The following is an 18213-nucleotide window of genomic DNA, read 5'->3' on the forward strand; positions in this document are numbered from 1 at the left end:
GGATGAACAATATGACAACGAAAAAAGCACCTGCCGATACACGTGTAGTCATTGGAATGTCAGGCGGAGTGGACTCTTCGGTTGCAGCATTACTCTTGAAACAGCAAGGCTATGAAGTGATCGGAATCTTTATGAAAAACTGGGATGACACAGACGAATCCGGACATTGCACCGCGACAGAAGACTTTGAAGACGTACGTAGTGTCTGTGATCAGATCGGCATTCCGTATTACTCTGTTAATTTTGAAAAACAATATTGGGATAAAGTATTTACGTATTTCTTAGATGAATACAAAAAAGGCCGCACGCCGAATCCAGATGTTATGTGCAATAAAGAAATTAAATTCAAAGCATTCCTCGAGCACGCCAAAAGTTTAGGTGCCGATTATTTGGCGACTGGACATTATGCACAAGTCGTAGAACGGGAAAACGGAGTAGCCATGCTTCGTGGCGTGGACAATAACAAAGATCAAACGTACTTCTTGAATCAATTAACGCAACAACAACTTCAGCAAGTATTATTCCCTCTAGGTCATATGGAGAAAAGTGAAGTCCGCGAAATCGCGGAACAAGCAGGACTTGCCACAGCGAAGAAAAAAGATTCAACAGGAATCTGTTTCATCGGTGAACGTAATTTCAAAGAATTCCTAGGGGAGTACTTACCAGCACGTCCAGGCGAGATGCAGACAATGGCTGGAGTGAAGATGGGTAACCATGACGGATTGATGTATCACACAATTGGTCAGCGTCACGGTCTAGGTATTGGCGGAGCCGGAGAACCTTGGTTTGCGGTCGGTAAAGATTTGGAGCGCAATGTATTGCTAGTTGAGCAAGGCTTTTATCACGACACACTGTTCTCAACGAGTCTACAAGCAACGGATATGAATATTTGTACACCGAAAGAATTACCGGAGACGTTTACGTGTACAGCTAAATTCCGTTACCGTCAACCCGATACGAAAGTAACTGTGCAATTATCTGGTGACGAGGCAATCGTGACATTCGATGAACCTGTTCGTGCAGTCACGCCAGGACAAGCGGTCGTGCTATATGACGGGGATGAATGTCTAGGTGGCGGAACCATCAATGAAGTATTCAAAGACGGCAAGAAACTGACATACGTAGGATAAGGAGGCAACAGCATGTCGATTCATCAAGATGCGATTAAAGAAATGCAAGAAGGCAATTATGAGAAAGCCATTGAGCTTTTCATGAAGGCAGTAGAAGAAAATCCAGAAGAGCCTACAGGCTATATCAATATCGGGAACATTTTTGCATCACTTGGAGATGCTGAGCAAGCAGAGCCATTTTTCCAAAAAGCATTGACGCTAGACGAAAATGCCGGAACCGCTTTTTACGGACTGGCGAATCTGTATTACAATCAAGAACGCTTTGAAGAAGCAGCAAAACTATATGAAAAAGCGATTAACGCAGGATTGGACTCTGCCGATGCCTATTTCATGCTTGGTAAAAGTATGGAACAAGCAGGCAATGATCGCTTAGCATTACCCTATATACAGCGTGCTGTTGAATTAAATGCTGATGATCAGGAAATTGCGTTGTCTTATGGAATTTTATTAGCTAAACTCGAGCTATTTAAAGAGGCGAAGCCTGTATTTGAATCCATTTTGGCGGTAGTTCCGGACCATGCAGATAGCCACTATAATTTGGGCGTTTTATATGCCGTTTCAACAGAAGACAAGGCGAGTGCACTGTCACACTTAGAACAAGCATTCACTGCGGAACCTGACCATACACAGGCGCGTTATTTATTCGATATGATCAAGCTCGGAGAACAAGGCGAGTAATACATCAGCTAAAAAGGAGGGAATCCTTCGATGAGTGAAACAGAACCATATATTATCGGCAGGCCGGTCGTGACGATTTTTCATAATACGACGAACTTATTTTCCATCGTCAAATTGAAAGTCGCTTCCACCAATACCGATTACCGCGACAGTGAAATAGTGATCAAAGGGTCATTCCCTCCTTTAGTGGCGGAAGAAGATTATAAATTTACAGGTCGACTTGTCAACCATCCGGTACATGGCCAGCAGTTTGATGTGCAGACGTTCTCAAAAGAGTTACCTGCGACAGAAGCGGGTCTGATTCATTACTTATCCGGAGATTTATTTCCTGGCATTGGAAAGAAAACCGCCACGGACATCGTCAAGACACTCGGCAATAACGTCATTCAGAAAGTGCTCGAAGACCGTAGCGTTCTTGACCAGATCCCGCGCTTGAGTGACGAACGAAAAGATACGCTTGTTTCGGTCTTGCAAGAAAATCTAGGCCTTGAACGTACAATGGTGCAACTGAATGAATGGGGCTTCGGTCCACAAGTAGCTATGCGGATTTATCAAGCCTATCAAGACGACGCCATCACGATTCTGACGGAAAATCCCTATCGTTTAATCAAGGAAATCGAAGGAATCGGCTTTCAACGTGCAGATGATCTGGCGAAGCAACTCGGGCTCGTAGGAGATCATCCCGCGCGTATTAAGGCAGCTGTTTATTACAGCGTACATAATGAAGTACAGTCAGCAGGGCATGTCTATGTCGAGTCAGAAGTGATCTTGCCGCAAGCGAAACAGTTACTTGAATCAAGTCAATCACACATCATCTCGTACGAAGCAATCACCCAAGCAGTAATTGAACTCGTTGAAGAAGGCACATTGTCTGCTGAAATGCAGCGTCTTTACTTGCCCTCTCTGTATTTTTCAGAAATCGGTATTGCCACTAAAGTGAATAAAATTCTCGAAAATGAAGTCGCTGAACAATTTCCGGCTTCTGAAATTAGAAAAGCGATCGGTGAAATTGAAGAACGTTTGGAAGTGCAATATGCCGAAACGCAAGTCGAAGCGATTGAACGTGCGCTTCATTCTTCATTGCTCGTACTAACGGGTGGACCAGGGACAGGGAAGACAACCGTGATTAGAGGCTTAGTTGAGGCGTACGCAGAACTGCACGGTATTTCACTTGACTTGGAAGAATATGCTCGTAAAAAAGAGCCGTTCCCGATTATTTTAGCAGCGCCTACTGGACGCGCCGCGAAGCGGATGTCCGAATCGACTGGATTACCTGCCATGACGATCCACCGTTTACTTGGTTTTACGGGGCAGGAAGACGAAGAAGAGACAGAGCGGGAAGTGGATGGAAATCTCATTATCATTGATGAAACGTCCATGGTAGATACTTGGCTCATGCATCAGCTGTTAAAAGCTGTCCGCGACGACGCACAGTTATTATTCGTTGGAGACCAAGACCAACTACCTTCCGTTGGACCCGGACAAGTGTTGCATGACTTTATGCAGTCAGGGAAAATTCCCGTTGTGGAACTGACTGATATTTTCCGCCAAAGTGAAGGCTCGACAATCATTGAAATGGCGCATATGATCAAGCAAAAAGAATGGACGATGGACGTCACAAAAAAAACGTCTGATCGCTCATTTATTAAAGCATCGAGTGAACAAATTTTGCCTGTAGTCAAACAAATCGTCCAAAATGCGACATCAAAAGGGCATTCCATTAAAGACATCCAAGTGCTTGCTCCGATGTATAAAGGTCCTGCAGGTATAGATGGCTTGAATAAAATGATCCAAGAAGTGACGAATCCGCCTGCAGAGGGAAGAAAAGAAATGGTTTTCGGTGAAACGACTTATCGCGTCGGAGATAAAGTGCTGCAACTCGTCAATCAACCGGAAAGCAATGTTTTTAACGGAGATATGGGAGAAGTCGTCGCGATCATGCTAGCGAAAGAAACTACTGACAAAAAAGCAATCATGGTCGTTTCGTATGATGGCAATGAAGTGCAGTATGAACGGAGCGACTTAAATCAGCTGACACTTGCATATTGTTGTTCTATCCATAAATCCCAAGGTAGTGAATTTCCGATTGTCGTCATGCCGATCGTCAGAAGTCAGCGGAAAATGTTACGTCGTAATCTACTGTACACAGGAATTACACGTGCGAAGAATTTTTTAATATTGTGCGGGGAAGCCGAAGAATTTAAAGCAGGGATTGCGCGCACGGATGAAACAGAACGGCAGACGACGCTACAAGAACGCATTACAGGAGAAACACAAGAAGTTCAGACATCAACGCTTAAGGAAACCAGTACGCGCCATACAGCACCTGCAAAAGAGGCAGTTGAACCACGTGATACGTCGCCATCGAAGTTAACGATGGACAATTTTACTGGAATCGATCCCCTCATTGGCATGCACAACGTATCCCCATTCGACTTTCTTGAAGTGACGGATTGACAAAGCGAAAGAACTTTCCTATAATTCGTTTAGAAATAATGAAAAACGTTGAAGGAACAAGTACCTGTTTACTCTGTGTTATAGAAAAGAGCTTCTTGGCTGAAAAAGCTCTCTCAGATTTACAGCGAACGCTATTCCGAAGTTGCAGGCTAATCCCTGCCGTCTTGCCGCGTTAAGGCAACTCGAGATACCGCGTCATGCGGTAATTAGGGTGGTACCGCGATCAATAAAACCTTCGCCCCTTTATACAAGGGGGGGAGTTTTTTTAATTTTAGGAGGAACAAAACGATGAGAAAACTTACGGCATCTGAAATTCGCCAAATGTTTTTAGACTATTTTCAAGAGCACGGACATACTGTAGAACCATCAGCTGCATTAGTGCCAGTTGATGATGCATCACTACTATGGATCAACAGTGGAGTCGCCACATTGAAGAAATACTTTGATGGACGAGTGATTCCTGAAAATCCGCGGATTACGAATGCACAAAAATCCATCCGCACAAACGATATTGAAAATGTCGGCTACACAGCACGTCACCATACGTTCTTTGAAATGCTCGGCAACTTTTCTATTGGTGATTATTTCAAAGAAGAAGCCATTGTGCGTGCGTGGGATTTCCTGACAAATGAACAATGGATTGGTTTTGATCCAGAACGATTATCCATTACTATCCATCCGGAAGATGAAGAAGCATACGCAATCTGGAAAAATCAGATCGGTATTCCAGAAGAGCGTATCATTCGTCTCGAAGGAAACTTCTGGGATATCGGTGAAGGTCCGAGTGGTCCGAACTCTGAAATCTTCTACGATCGTGGCCCGACTTACGGCGACGATTTCTCAGATCCTGAATTATATCCAGGTGGAGAAAACGAACGCTATTTGGAAATTTGGAACTTAGTATTCTCTGAGTTCAATCATAATCCTGATCACACGTACACACCGCTTCCGAAGAAAAACATCGATACAGGAATGGGTCTTGAGCGTATGGCATCGGTGATCCAAGACGTGCCTACAAACTTCGATACAGACTTGTTCTTACCGATCATTGAAGCCGTTGAAAATGTGTCAGGCAGAAAATACGGTGAATCTACGCAAGTAGACACAGCATTTAAAGTAATTTCGGATCATATCCGCACAGTAGCATTCGCTATCGGAGATGGAGCACTTCCATCCAATGAAGGCCGCGGCTATGTTTTACGTCGTCTATTAAGAAGAGCGGTTCGTTTCGCGAAACAATTAGGCATTGATAAGCCGTTCATGTACATGCTGGTGCCAATTGTCGGGGATATCATGAAAGACTTCTACCCTGAAGTCCATGAGAAACAAGCATTCATTATGAAAGTCGTGAAAAACGAAGAAGATCGCTTCCACGAAACTTTGCATGACGGTATGGCGATTTTAACGACAATCATTGAAAAGGCAAAAGCTTCAGGCTTGCCAATCGTTTCAGGCAGCGACGCGTTCAAACTCTATGACACATACGGCTTCCCGTTTGAACTGACAGAGGAATTCGCCCTTGAAGAAGACGTGGCAGTCGATCGTATCGGGTTTGACGAAGAAATGGCTGCCCAACGAAATCGTGCACGTGCTGCGCGTGCCGCTTCAGACTCTATGCATGTTCAATCGGGCGTACTTGGTGAAATTCATGAAGCAAGCGAATTCATTGGCTATGGTCAACTAGAAACAACCGCGATTGTCAACGTCCTAGTTCAAGATGGTCAACGGATCGCGCATGCATCTGAAGGAGAAACCGTACAACTTATGTTGGATCAGACACCGTTCTACGCAGAAAGTGGCGGTCAAATAGCTGATAAAGGAACGATCTCCAACGAATCGTTTATAGCGGAAGTTCGCGACGTGAAAAAAGCACCGAATGGCCAGAACTTGCACACAGTCTTCATCAGTTCAGGAGAATTGAATGAAGGCGCATCAGTTAGCGCAAAAGTGGACGAGTACTCACGAAGTCTGACAGTCAAAAATCACACAGCTACACACTTATTGCATCGCGCATTGAAAGATGTTCTAGGTGAACATGTCAATCAAGCAGGGTCATATGTTGGACCGGATCGCCTTCGCTTTGACTTCTCCCATTTTGGACAAGTTACAAAGGAAGAACTGGAGCGCATTGAATTCCAAGTGAATGAACAAGTTTGGGCAGGTACCCCTGTCAATACGATCATTTCACCTATTGCGGAAGCGAAAGAAATGGGTGCGATGGCATTGTTCGGTGAAAAGTACGGCGATATCGTTCGCGTAGTGAAAGTCGGAGACTACTCTGTAGAGCTTTGTGGAGGTTGTCACGTTCGCAACACGTCCGACATCAACGTATTCAAAATCGTTTCAGAAAGCGGCATTGGAGCGGGTACGCGACGTATTGAAGCCTTCACGGGCGGACAAGCATTCCGTTCATTTAAAGAAGATCAAGCGATCATCTATGAAATAGCAGCAACTGCGAAAGCGACTCCAAAAACAGTCGTGACGAAAGTCGAATCGATACTCGCTGACTTTAAAGAACTTCAACGGGAAAATGAATCGCTGCAAGCGAAGATGGGCAACAGCCAATTGGCAAGTGTCATGGAAACGGCTCAGCAGATCGAAGACGTGACAGTCATTTCTGCACATGTTGAAGTGAAAGACAATAACGGTTTACGTCAATTGATTGACGAAATGAAACAAAAAACTTCCAAAGGCGTCATTGTACTTGGTACAGTAACGGATGGGAAAGTAATGCTGGCGGCGGGCGTGACCGATGACTTAAAAGGCGGCAACTACCACGCAGGCAAAATCGTCAACCATGTTGCGTCGCTTTGTGGCGGAAAAGGCGGCGGACGTCCTGACATGGCGATGGCAGGAGCGAAAGACGCGTCAAAACTTGATGAAGCGCTTCAATCCGTGTATGATTATGTAAAATCTGTTTAACCATTATGTAGAGCGATAAATCATAAAATATAGATACATGTAACTAGTGAGTTTGCATTTGGATGCCTATAGTATACGTCCAGTTGTTAAAGTCAGACTAGAAACGGATATGAACGGCGGTTGATCCACCAATCTATGTACTATGTAGATCACGACGGTAGATCGTTGCTGACATAAATGGAAATCGGAAAGCGGGGTGTCGAGTATGAATTCGTCCGATGAAACGATGAAGTTTAACTTTCCTGAAGAGTCGATGGAGGAAGAAGTCAAAACAGTCATGCTCCACGTTTACAAATCATTAGAAGAAAAAGGTTACAACCCAATTAACCAGATGGTCGGCTATTTACTATCTGGAGATCCAGCCTACATTCCACGACACGAAGACGCACGCAGTCTGATTCGGAAACTGGAACGAGACGAAATTCTAGAAGAATTAGTCAAGTTCTATATCCGAGAAAACAGAGGGAATACAAAATGAGAATTATGGGCTTGGATGTGGGTACGAAAACTGTAGGCATTGCGATCAGCGATAGTCTTGGTTGGACAGCCCAAGGAATTGAAACAATCAAAATTGATGAGGCGGTAGGTTCTTTCGGGATGAAACGAGTTAAACAGCTGACAGAAGAATATGCGGTGACGGAGTTTGTCGTAGGGTACCCGAAGAATATGAATAATACGATTGGGCCCCGCGGGGAGGCGTCCGAACAGTATGCGGAAAAATTACGCGAAAAGTTCGGACTTCCTGTCGTTTTATGGGATGAACGATTAACTACCATGGCTGCCGAACGCGTTTTAATTGAAGCGGATGTCAGTCGTAAAAAACGTAAATCAGTCATCGATAAAATGGCAGCTGTTATGATTTTACAAGGTTATTTGGATTCACAAAAAAATTAGAGGTGATCACACAATGGAACACGGACAAGAGACAATGACAATCGTAGATGAGAACGGCGAAGAGCACGTATGTGAGGTAATTTTAACATTTGATTCAAAAGAATATGAAAGATCTTATGTGCTTTACCACATTTTAGATGGAGAAGAGAGAGACGATGACGAGGAAGTTGAAATCCATGCATCCGCCTTTATTCCAACTGAAGAAGGACAAGACGGTGGATCACTTCTTGAAATCGAATCCGATGAAGAATGGGATATGATTGAAGAAGTATTGAACACATTCCTTGAAGAAGAAGACGAGTAAGCGATAATATCATGGGACGGGCGGAATGGTGCTGACCGTTCCGTCTTTTTCATGGACTGATCTTTAGTGGAAGAAGAGGTGAGGCTTGTGGAAAAAGAGCCCCAGAGAAAAAAAGATGTCATGTTTGAGCGCATGTTAGAACAGAAGGAAGAAGTGAGGACCGTTAGAAAAATAGTGTTTTGGATTGTAGCAGTTGTATTAGTTGTTGGGATAGTTGGAGGCTTTTCGGCCTATACATACATAAAAAGTGCGTTAGAGCCTGTTGATCCGGACTCGGAAAAAGTAGTAGAAGTGGAAATTCCGATCGGTTCAGGTTTGGATTTAATTTCAGAAAAGCTAGAAGAGTCAGGTATTATTAAGAATGCACGGATCTTCAAATACTATGCAAAAGTAAATAATGAAGCAGACTTTCAGGCTGGAACGTATGGTTTAACACAGGCTATGACGCCAGATGAATTGATTAAGAGCCTAAAAACAGGCGTCGTCTATCGCACGCCGGAATTTACATTAACCATTCCCGAAGGTTTAACAATTGATCAAATTGCAGAAAGAACAAGCGAAAAGACGACGATTACGAAAGAACAGTTTATGGAGTATGTGACGAATGAACAAGTCATTCAAGAATATATAGCCAAGTATCCAGAAGTTATAACAGAAGAAATTCTTAATGAGAATATACGCTATGCACTAGAAGGCTATTTATTCCCTGCTACGTATCCATTTTATGAGGAAAAGCCTACAGTTAAGGAAGTAGTCGATACGATGGTGGATGCCACTGTGCAAAACGTCATGCCATATAAGGCGTATTGGGCGGAAGAAGGCAAGGACCGTTCTGTTCATAAAATGCTAACTTTTGCTTCACTGTTAGAAAAAGAAGCAACTGGCAAAACGGATCGCGAAACGATTGCGAGCGTCTTCAATAACCGTATTGAACAAGGCATGCCATTGCAAACCGACCCAACCGTTTTATATGCACTAGGGGAACATAAAGCCCGCGTCATGAATGAGGATCTGAAAGTGGATCATGTCTATAATACGTACAAAAATAAAGGATTACCGCCAGGTCCGATTGCGAATGCTGGTACTGCTTCTCTTCAAGCTACAGTAGAACCATCGAAAACTGGATACTTGTTCTTCTTGGCAGATAAAGATGGCGTCAATCACTTTGCTGAGACTTATGAAAAACATCTAAAGAACAAAGCAGAATATATTGATAGCCAGCATAAATAATAGGTCGTAAAGGGGGAAGTGAATATGACGGACTACCATACGTATATTCGTCGCTTTGTAGAAGAAAAAGAGCCCCTCATCGTAGAGATGGAGCACTACGCTGCAGAGCATCGTGTGCCCATCATGGACGATACAGGTTTATATACGTTGATCGGCCTGCTGCAAATTCAACAGCCGAAACGCATTCTTGAAATCGGAAGCGCAATTGGCTATTCAGCTGTTCGATTAGCGCAAGCCTTTCCTGACGCTGTCATTTATACAGTCGAGCGTGATGTAGAACGGTATGAGAAAGCGGTCGAATATATTGAACGTAGTGGACTACAAAAGCGTATTACCATCATTCGTGATGATGCACTCGAGTTAGATGAAAACAAGTTACCAGAAGAACCATTTGATACGTTGTTCATCGATGCGGCAAAAGGTCAATATCGAAAGTTCTTCGATAAATATAGCCCGCTCATCGGTCGTTCAGGTGTAATTTATTGTGATAATATGTTTATGCATGGTATGGTGCTGTTGGAAGATGCAGATATACCAAAACGCAACCGGACGATGATCCGAAACTTGCAACAATTCACGAGCTGGGCGATGCAGAACGATGACTATGAAACGTCTTTAGTACCAATAGGTGATGGAATATTAATAGCTGTGAAAAAGTAACAAACAGTTACAAACAGTAGGCTACAAAGGGGAATTGCTGTGAAGAAAAAACCTGTTGTGATTGGTATTACCGGTGGTTCAGGCTCCGGTAAGACAAGTGTCACAAAAAAGATACATGAAGTATTCCAAGGTCATTCGGTCGTTGTAATTGAGCAAGACGACTATTATAAAGACCAATCACATCTAGCGTTTGAAGAAAGATTGAAAACGAATTACGATCATCCATTGGCATTCGATACCGACCTACTGATTCAACATATTCATCAGCTGATCAATAGACAGGCGATCGAAAAGCCGACGTATGATTATACTTTGCATACGCGTTCGGATGAAAAAGTACTGGTCGAGTCACAAGATGTCATCATTCTTGAAGGAATCTTAGTGCTAGAAGATGAACGCTTGCGGGATCTTATGGATATTAAGCTGTTTGTTGATACGGATTCTGATATACGCATTATTCGTCGGATTTTACGAGACATTCATGATCGTGGACGTACAGTGGATTCTGTCGTAGAGCAATACGTAACCGTTGTGCGTCCGATGCATAATCAGTTCATTGAACCGACAAAAAAGTATGCTAATATAATCATTCCCGAAGGCGGAGAGAACGAGGTCGCTATCGATTTGATGGTAACGAAGATCAAAACAATTCTTGCTTCTGTTGACGAAGTATAATATGATGATGACATAATTTTAAATTAATTCAGCATCCGGCAGTGATTGTATAAGTAAACTAGGGTGCGCGCAAGACAAGCAAGGGCTTTTTTCGTTCAAATCAAAGTTAGGAACGAAATAAAGTATAGTTAAAACTAAAATAGTTCCGCTATGTCACATAATTGAAGTTTGTGTGACATAGTATTTTTTATGAACAGACATATGAGGAGTGTTAGTACATGGTTTCAGAAAAGAAATTCCCAATGACAGCTGCAGGTAAAGCAAAGCTAGAAGAAGAACTAGAGTATTTGAAAACGGTTAAACGTGTAGAAGTAGTAGAACGCATCAAAATTGCACGTAGTTACGGTGATTTATCGGAAAACTCCGAGTACGATTCGGCAAAAGAAGATCAAGCATTTGTTGAAGGAAAGATTTCTTCTATAGAAGGAATGATACGTAATGCGGTCATTATCACAGAAGATGAATTGAATACGGATGAAGTGCATTTAGGCAAGACAGTTACTTTTAAAGAAATTCCTGATGGTGAACAAGAGACGTATACGATTGTTGGTTCTGCTGAAGCGAACCCGATGGAAGGTCTGATCTCGAACGACTCTCCCATTGCGAAAGCATTAATTGGTCGAAAAAAAGATGAAATAGTTAAGATTCAGACTCCCGGCGGTGAAATGTCAGTAGAAATTCTCGAGATAAAATGACACATGTACCGTCTTCTCACTAGCAGAAGACGGTATTGTGATTTTTATTTCATTCCACCGTTGTGTATGTGTTTCATTTCATAGTAAGGGAGATGTCTAATATGGCAGATCAAGATCCGAAATATTCGAGAACATCAAGAAAGCAAGGCAGTAAAGCTAGCAAAGTGAATAGAGCGTTGAATATTTCGATTGGTGTAGTGGTTTTTCTCATTGCAGTGGTTGCTATAATCTTTATCACGGGTGATGACGAGAAGGAAGAAGTGGCAATTGACAAGCCCGAACAATCCACGCAGTCCGATACAGCTCCAATTGAACCAATCGTTTTAGAAGATGAGGACAAGTCTGAAACTGAAGACACGGAGCCGGAAGAAGCAGATGATGCTGAGGTCCAAGCTCCTGAAGACAATAACGAAGTAATAAATGAAGTGGTTGAAGAACCGGAAGCGCCTGTAGTAGAAGCGCCAACAGCAGAAGAGCATAAAAAGGAACAACCAAAACAGGACAAGCCAAAGAAAGATACTTCGTCGGATTCCGGCAAGAAAGTCGTGGTAAATCCTGACTGGAAACCTATCGGAACCAAGCAAACAGGCGAGCATGTTTCGAAGTATGATGGTCAGTCTGATGACTGGCATGAGAAAAAGAAAGCTATTTCCTATGCGACGGGCATGTCTGAAGATCAATTGTATTTTGATCGTATTCAAAACGGCGGTAGTCCTCAAAAATCAGAAGGGATTGTCCGAAGTACAGATAATTCCAAAAAATTCAAAGTGTATCTTGAATGGGTGGATGGCCAAGGTTGGAAACCTGTAAAGATGGAAGTATTGAAGTAAGCGAATCAACCTACCGATGTGCTGCGCAATAGGCAGCACATTCTAGTAAGTGAAAAAGAGGAGAGGGCGTACATGAAAATAGCAATCGTTGGTGCAATGGAGGAAGAAGTTGAAATATTACGCAGAGAAATCGGAATTGGAAAAATCACTACTATTGGAAACTGCGAGTTTATTGAAGGAAAAGTAGGCAAGCATCAAGTAATCGTGACGAAGAGTGGCATCGGAAAAGTAAACGCTGCCATGGCAACCGCGATCCTGTTGCAAAACTACAAACCTGACGTAGTCTTAAATACAGGTTCTGCAGGAGGAACTAACCCTGAACTCGAGGTTGGAACGGTTGTCATATCTGATTATGTCCTGCATCATGACGTCGATGCTACTGCATTCGGCTATGAGTTAGGCCAAGTGCCACAACTTCCTGCAAGCTTTCCTTCAGATTCACAACTGATCGATTTTGCTAAAGAAGCTGTAATGGAGTTAGATACATATACACATGCCGTAGGAACAATTGCATCGGCTGATACTTTCATGGCTGATCCTGAAAAAGTATTACAAGTTAAAAGTAGATTCCCTCGCGTAATCGCTGTAGAAATGGAAGCGGCCGCTGTTGCGCAAGTCTGTTATCAATTCAACACGCGATGTGTGGTCATCCGTGCGCTATCTGATATTGCCGGGAAAGAATCTACCGTCAGCTTTGATGAATTTTTACCGCTGGCTGCCAAACACTCGTCACAGATTGTTTTGCGCGTCATCTCGAAACTTTGATCGTTCTATGATAAAATGTCTATGTAGACAGACTAGCAGTTCGTTTGGTTGAGAGGAGGGACATTCAATGGAATACTTAATGGGTGGAGTATTTATCGTCACAGCCCTATTAGCAGTAATTATTTTACGTGAGGTTAAAGCTGACTGATAATAGAAACAAAGCGTTTCCGATGTGCGGGGGGCTATGGCCCTCTGTTGCATAATCGGAAACGCTTTTTGTATTATTGATATTCGTGCTTGAACGATTGGTACAATTTGACGATTGCTCGTTTCTCGATACGTGAAACATAACTCCTAGAAATGTTTAGTTGCTCGGCAATTTCTTTTTGTGTCATTGGCTGATCGTCTAGCAAGCCATAGCGTCTTTGAATGATTTCCAGCTCGCGTGAATCGAGCTTATCCAAATGACGGTAGAGTCGCTCTTTTTGTTCATTTTGTTCTACAGTTGTTTGTGGGGGTATGTCGTTTGTTTGAAGGAGGTCTGCGATTTCTAGGGATTGGCCATCTTTATCCATGCCGATTGGTTCGTAGAGGGACACATCTTTTTGTACCTTTTTCTGTGTTCGTAAATACATAAGAATTTCATTTTCAATACAGCGTGCAGCATACGTTGCAAGCTTCGTTTTACGATCTGGCGTAAAGCTGTTGACGGCTTTCATCAGACCAATCGCTCCTATAGAAATATAATCATCAAGTAGTTCGTGCTTTGGCTGGAACTTCTTGACGATATGAGCGACCAAACGCATATTGTGTTCAATAAGTTCATCACGTGCACTTACATCGCCTTCAGCTAATCGTTTCAGGCACTCTGCTTCTTCTTTCTTGGATAACGGACGAAGGAAAGCTTGCCCTCTGATATAACCGATTAGCGCGGGGATCTCTAACCATAATTGCATGACGGCCAGGAAAAACCCGCTCATATGACCACCTCCGATTAGTAGTAGTTTACTCTATGCAAAAGACAGATGGTCTACCACTGACAAGAAAAGCGATAAAATCAGACATAGTTGTGCGTGCATGCTACACAACTATGTTATAATCAGACGAGAATTTGTTGTAGGGCGGAGAGGATAATGTGTTAAATCATTTTTTACCGAGTGCTTATGTAAAATCCGTATTACTGATCAAACCAGAAGACCTTCTGGAAAAGGGTTTTAAGGGTATTATTACAGATTTAGATAACACACTCGTTGAATGGGACCGTGCGGATGCTACGCAAGATATTATGGCGTGGTTTAAGTCTATGCACGATGCCGGTTTGCAAATTACAGTTGTTTCCAATAACCATATAGAACGCGTCAGTCACTTTTGTGATCCTTTGGGTATCCCATATATTTGCGAAGCACGGAAGCCGATGAAAAAGTCATTTCTTCAGGCACTTGCTACATTAGGCTTGCCGAAAGATGAAGTCGTCATGATTGGCGATCAATTGCTAACGGATGTCTTAGGTGCAAATCGGGTAGGGCTGCAGACGATATTGGTCGTCCCTGTAGCCAGTTCCGATGCGACGATTACGAAATTTAACCGTGCGATCGAACGACGGATTATGGCAAGGTTTAAAAGAAAAGGATTACTTACGTGGGAGGACTAAATTTGGAATTGATCAAGTGTATTGGATGCGGTATTGCCATCCAAACAACGGATAAGACAATGGAAGGCTATGCGCCACCAGCTTCATTGGAAAAAGAAGATGTCATATGTCAGCGTTGCTTTAAATTACGAAACTATAACGAATTACAGCCAGTGTCCTTATCAGGAGACGACTTTTTAGCAATTTTAAATGGAATTGGTGAAAAACAAGGCTTGATCGTAAAAGTGGTAGATATTTTTGATTTCAACGGCAGTTGGATCAATGGCTTGCATCGCTTTGTAGGCAAGAAAGATATTTTATTAATTGGTAACAAGGCAGATATCCTGCCGAAAGCGATTAATCCGCAGCGAGTGAAAAATTGGATGAAAGCGGAGGCTGCAAAGCTCGGTCTGAAACCCATCGATGTATTGCTCGTTTCCGCTGTAAAAGGCAACGGCATGAGTGATGCGCTCGACGCGATCGAGAAGTACCGTAAGGGCAAGGATGTCTACGTAGTCGGTTGTACGAACGTAGGAAAATCTACATTTATTAATCGAATCATTAAAGACGCGACCGGTATGCAAGACGTGATTACGACGTCTTACTTCCCTGGGACCACTCTTGACGTAGTGGAAATTCCACTAGATGATGGGAAAATGTTGATGGATACACCTGGTATTATCAATGATCATCAAATGGCCCATCACTTAGATCCGCATGACTTGAAGTTGATTACGCCGAAAAAAGAACTGAAACCGAAAGTCTATCAGCTGAATGCTGAACAAACATTATTCATCGGCGGACTAGCACGTTTTGACTTCATTCAAGGCGGACGTTCCTCTTTCAACATCTATGCAGCAAATGGTTTACCGGTTCACCGGACGAAGTTGGAAAATGCTGATGAATTGTACAAAAACCATTTGGGCGACATGCTATCTCCGCCTGGACCCGCATCTCTTGAGAAGTTGCCGTCACTTGTGCGTCATGAATTTTCAATTAAAGAAGCAAAGACGGACTTAGTGATTTCAGGACTTGGCTGGATTACAATTCAGCACGCCAATGTAAAAGTAGCTGTACATGCACCAAAAGGTGTGAATGTCGAAGTCAGACCTTCATTGATTTAAGAAGGACAGGAGGAAAGACCAAATGAAAAAATGGTATGCGGTAGTAGGCGATCCCATTGCGCAATCGATGTCACCGGTCATGCACGATCAGTGGTTTAAAGAAAACACAATGGACGCAACGTATATACCGATTCATGCAACAGCGGGAAGCTTGGAACAGACGATAACCAGTTTGCGTTCACTCGGATGTAGTGGTTTCAACGTAACGGTACCTCACAAGCAAGGGATTCTTCCTTTCCTTGACGAAGTGGACGAATCGGCAACGGTTATGAATGCGGTGAATACAGTGTATCAAACAGAAGAGGGCAAACTAATCGGTGCGAATACCGATGGAGCGGGATTCGTGAAGTCGTTGGAAGAGTTTTCGGACTCCGTTACAGGCTCTGTCTTACTTATTGGGGCTGGCGGCGCAGCTAGAGGCATCGCCTTTGCACTGCAATCAGCTGGCTATGGACCTCTCTATTTCACGAATCGGACCGCTTCAAGAGCCGCGGAATTGGCGGCGGATATGAAGGACGGGCATGCGATTTCTATCGAAGACGCAGAAAATCGACTTGGTGAGTTTGGACTTATAGTACAAACCACATCGGTCGGTATGAACTTTGCACAAGAAGGAATACCGCTTGATCCAAAGAACGTTGCAAGCGGTGCAGTAGTCGCGGACATTATTTACAATCCGCTCGAAACAGAATTTTTACAACAAGCAAAACAAGCAGGGGCTAAGACGATGAACGGTGTAGGAATGTTCGTTCATCAAGGAGCCCTCGCTTTTGAAAAGTGGACAGGTGTCTATCCTGACACGAAAAAGATGATCGATATGATTACAATGAAAGTTGGCGGGTAAACATGTTAACAGGTAAACAAAAAAGATTTTTACGTAGCGAAGCACATCATTTGGATCCATTATTCCAAATTGGAAAAAGCGGTTTGACTGAAGCGATCCTCGTGCAAATTGACGAAGCGCTTGAAGCACGTGAATTATTTAAAGTGAGCGTACTTCAAAATTGCGACGAAGACAAAAATGAAATTGCCGAAAAAATCGGTGCTTATAAAGATATTCACGTAGTTCAAGTCATCGGTAACACAATTGTTTTATATAGAGAATCGACAGAGAAAAAACGCATACAATTACCGTAAGGAGAATCAGATGAAACGAATCGGCATTTTGGGCGGAACTTTCAATCCGCCACACACTGGACATTTATTGATCGCCAATGAAGTGCGTTACGCACTGCAGTTAGATGAAGTATGGTTGATGCCTACTGCCGTCCCGCCACATAAGATGGCGATAGGCGATGCGACAGCCGAACAGCGCCTGCAAATGGTGAAACTGGCGGTAGATGAAGTGGATGGCTTGCGTGCGTCGTCATTTGAAATTGAACGTGGCGGAGTATCTTTTACATATGATACGATGGCACAACTCGTACAAGACGAAGCGGATGTTCACTTTCATTTCATTATTGGTGGCGATATGATCGATCAGTTACCGACATGGTACCGGATTGAGGATTTACTTGATATGGTTACATTTATCGGAGTAAAACGTCCAGGTGCTGATAACGCTTCTGCAATTCCGGTACAATTAGTAGAAACACCACAACTTGATTTGTCATCCACATTGATCCGCCAACGTTTTGTAGAAGGAGGAACCGTGCAGCTTTTGATTCCCCCGGCTGTCGAGGCTTACATTCGAGAGGAGAGATTATATGGATCTTCAACAAGTTAAAAATGACCTAGAACAACGCTTACCTAAAGTGCGTTATGAACACGTATTGCGTGTCACAGAAACAGCGAAGAAACTAGCTGAAGAAGTGGGTGTGTCAGTAGTAAAAGCGGAGATTGCTGGGCTTTTTCATGATTATGCCAAGTTTATGGATAAAGACGAATTACTCGACTTACTTAAACGAGATGAAGAATATGAACTCTATGCACAATATCACGCTGAATTATGGCATGCACCGGTTGGAGCTATGCTGGCTAAAGAGCGTTATGGAGTAGAAGATCACGACATTTTGCAGGCCATCCGTTTTCACACAACGGGACGTGCTGAAATGAGTGAGCTAGAAAAAGTGATCTATATTGCTGACTTAATCGAGCCAGGACGAAAATTTCCGGGTATCGAGGAGTTACGTCAACGTATTGACGGAGAACCGCTGGAAGATCAAATGACGGAATGCATCCAGCACACATTTAAATTTTTAGTTCAGCGATACGCAGTCATCTTTCCGCATTCATTTGACTGCTATAATGAACATGTACGTAGAAGAAAGGAACAGTGA

General features: G+C 43.1%; 20 protein-coding genes. 19 read left to right on the plus strand and 1 reads right to left on the minus strand.

From position 1 onward, the window contains the following. The first annotated feature begins 11 nt into the window (after nucleotides 1-11). The 13 genes from mnmA to mtnN all read left to right on the plus strand — a co-directional run bounded on the left by mnmA (nucleotide 12) and on the right by mtnN (nucleotide 13240). Nucleotides 12-1130 carry a tRNA 2-thiouridine(34) synthase MnmA gene (gene mnmA / locus SporoP17a_RS16370; protein ID WP_083035705.1) on the plus strand — a complete coding sequence of 373 codons (1119 nt, stop codon included), beginning with the start codon at nucleotides 12-14 and terminating at the stop codon, nucleotides 1128-1130. 12 nt (nucleotides 1131-1142) lie between these two features. Then, nucleotides 1143-1808, plus strand: a complete 666-nt coding sequence (locus SporoP17a_RS16375; RefSeq protein ID WP_083035707.1) for a tetratricopeptide repeat protein — start codon at nucleotides 1143-1145, stop codon at nucleotides 1806-1808. 30 nt (nucleotides 1809-1838) lie between these two features. Further along, nucleotides 1839-4265: an SF1B family DNA helicase RecD2 gene (locus SporoP17a_RS16380; RefSeq protein ID WP_083035709.1), complete on the plus strand. Its 2427-nt coding sequence runs from the start codon at nucleotides 1839-1841 to the stop codon at nucleotides 4263-4265. Nucleotides 4266-4553: 288 nt separating this feature from the next. Beyond that, nucleotides 4554-7187, plus strand: coding sequence for an alanine--tRNA ligase (gene alaS, locus SporoP17a_RS16385; RefSeq protein WP_083035711.1), 2634 nt, complete (start codon nucleotides 4554-4556; stop codon nucleotides 7185-7187). A 205-nt stretch (nucleotides 7188-7392) separates the two neighbouring features. Next, the gene (locus SporoP17a_RS16390; protein WP_083035713.1) at nucleotides 7393-7665 is read left to right on the plus strand and encodes an IreB family regulatory phosphoprotein; all 273 of its coding nucleotides are present in this window, start codon (nucleotides 7393-7395) and stop codon (nucleotides 7663-7665) included. Further along, entirely contained in the window at nucleotides 7662-8081 is a 420-nt protein-coding gene (ruvX, locus tag SporoP17a_RS16395; protein WP_083035715.1) for a Holliday junction resolvase RuvX, read from the plus strand. The genes SporoP17a_RS16390 and ruvX overlap by 4 nt, the downstream gene beginning before the upstream one ends. A 13-nt stretch (nucleotides 8082-8094) precedes the next feature. Beyond that, complete coding sequence (locus SporoP17a_RS16400) at nucleotides 8095-8385, plus strand: DUF1292 domain-containing protein (protein WP_083035717.1); 291 nt, start codon at nucleotides 8095-8097, stop codon at nucleotides 8383-8385. Nucleotides 8386-8505: 120 nt separating this feature from the next. After that, the gene (mltG, locus tag SporoP17a_RS16405) at nucleotides 8506-9615 is read left to right on the plus strand and encodes an endolytic transglycosylase MltG (protein WP_083036179.1); all 1110 of its coding nucleotides are present in this window, start codon (nucleotides 8506-8508) and stop codon (nucleotides 9613-9615) included. 24 nt (nucleotides 9616-9639) lie between these two features. Next, a complete protein-coding gene (locus SporoP17a_RS16410; protein ID WP_156890594.1) occupies nucleotides 9640-10275 on the plus strand; it encodes an O-methyltransferase in 636 nt (211 codons plus the stop codon). Between the two features lie 39 nt (nucleotides 10276-10314). Next, nucleotides 10315-10950: a uridine kinase gene (gene udk / locus SporoP17a_RS16415; protein WP_083035720.1), complete on the plus strand. Its 636-nt coding sequence runs from the start codon at nucleotides 10315-10317 to the stop codon at nucleotides 10948-10950. A 218-nt stretch (nucleotides 10951-11168) separates the two neighbouring features. After that, the gene (gene greA, locus SporoP17a_RS16420) at nucleotides 11169-11645 is read left to right on the plus strand and encodes a transcription elongation factor GreA (RefSeq protein ID WP_083035722.1); all 477 of its coding nucleotides are present in this window, start codon (nucleotides 11169-11171) and stop codon (nucleotides 11643-11645) included. A gap of 101 nt (nucleotides 11646-11746) precedes the next feature. Next, entirely contained in the window at nucleotides 11747-12475 is a 729-nt protein-coding gene (locus SporoP17a_RS16425; RefSeq protein ID WP_167693457.1) for a DUF1510 family protein, read from the plus strand. A 72-nt stretch (nucleotides 12476-12547) separates the two neighbouring features. After that, the gene (gene mtnN / locus SporoP17a_RS16430; RefSeq protein WP_083035726.1) at nucleotides 12548-13240 is read left to right on the plus strand and encodes a 5'-methylthioadenosine/S-adenosylhomocysteine nucleosidase; all 693 of its coding nucleotides are present in this window, start codon (nucleotides 12548-12550) and stop codon (nucleotides 13238-13240) included. A 221-nt stretch (nucleotides 13241-13461) separates the two neighbouring features. Here mtnN and sigK read toward each other — a convergent pair whose 3' ends face one another. After that, a complete protein-coding gene (gene sigK, locus SporoP17a_RS16435) occupies nucleotides 13462-14160 on the minus strand; it encodes an RNA polymerase sporulation sigma factor SigK (RefSeq protein WP_083035728.1) in 699 nt (232 codons plus the stop codon). 155 nt (nucleotides 14161-14315) lie between these two features. Between sigK and SporoP17a_RS16440 the strand changes: the two genes are divergently transcribed. The 6 genes from SporoP17a_RS16440 to yqeK are packed head-to-tail and all read left to right on the plus strand — an operon-like array spanning nucleotide 14316 to nucleotide 18213. Continuing rightward, on the plus strand, nucleotides 14316-14831 hold the full coding sequence (locus SporoP17a_RS16440; RefSeq protein WP_083035729.1) for a YqeG family HAD IIIA-type phosphatase: 516 nt from the start codon (nucleotides 14316-14318) through the stop codon (nucleotides 14829-14831). 59 nt (nucleotides 14832-14890) lie between these two features. Next, the gene (gene yqeH, locus SporoP17a_RS16445; RefSeq protein ID WP_237262438.1) at nucleotides 14891-15934 is read left to right on the plus strand and encodes a ribosome biogenesis GTPase YqeH; all 1044 of its coding nucleotides are present in this window, start codon (nucleotides 14891-14893) and stop codon (nucleotides 15932-15934) included. Nucleotides 15935-15956: 22 nt separating this feature from the next. Then, the gene (gene aroE, locus SporoP17a_RS16450; RefSeq protein WP_083035733.1) at nucleotides 15957-16778 is read left to right on the plus strand and encodes a shikimate dehydrogenase; all 822 of its coding nucleotides are present in this window, start codon (nucleotides 15957-15959) and stop codon (nucleotides 16776-16778) included. Nucleotides 16779-16780: 2 nt separating this feature from the next. Then, nucleotides 16781-17071, plus strand: a complete 291-nt coding sequence (gene yhbY, locus SporoP17a_RS16455; RefSeq protein ID WP_083035735.1) for a ribosome assembly RNA-binding protein YhbY — start codon at nucleotides 16781-16783, stop codon at nucleotides 17069-17071. Between the two features lie 10 nt (nucleotides 17072-17081). After that, nucleotides 17082-17660 carry a nicotinate-nucleotide adenylyltransferase gene (locus SporoP17a_RS16460; protein WP_083035737.1) on the plus strand — a complete coding sequence of 193 codons (579 nt, stop codon included), beginning with the start codon at nucleotides 17082-17084 and terminating at the stop codon, nucleotides 17658-17660. After that, a complete protein-coding gene (gene yqeK / locus SporoP17a_RS16465) occupies nucleotides 17641-18213 on the plus strand; it encodes a bis(5'-nucleosyl)-tetraphosphatase (symmetrical) YqeK (protein ID WP_083035739.1) in 573 nt (190 codons plus the stop codon). The genes SporoP17a_RS16460 and yqeK overlap by 20 nt, the downstream gene beginning before the upstream one ends.

It is taken from the genome of Sporosarcina ureae (assembly GCF_002082015.1).
In the GTDB taxonomy this organism is placed as follows: domain Bacteria; phylum Bacillota; class Bacilli; order Bacillales_A; family Planococcaceae; genus Sporosarcina; species Sporosarcina ureae_A.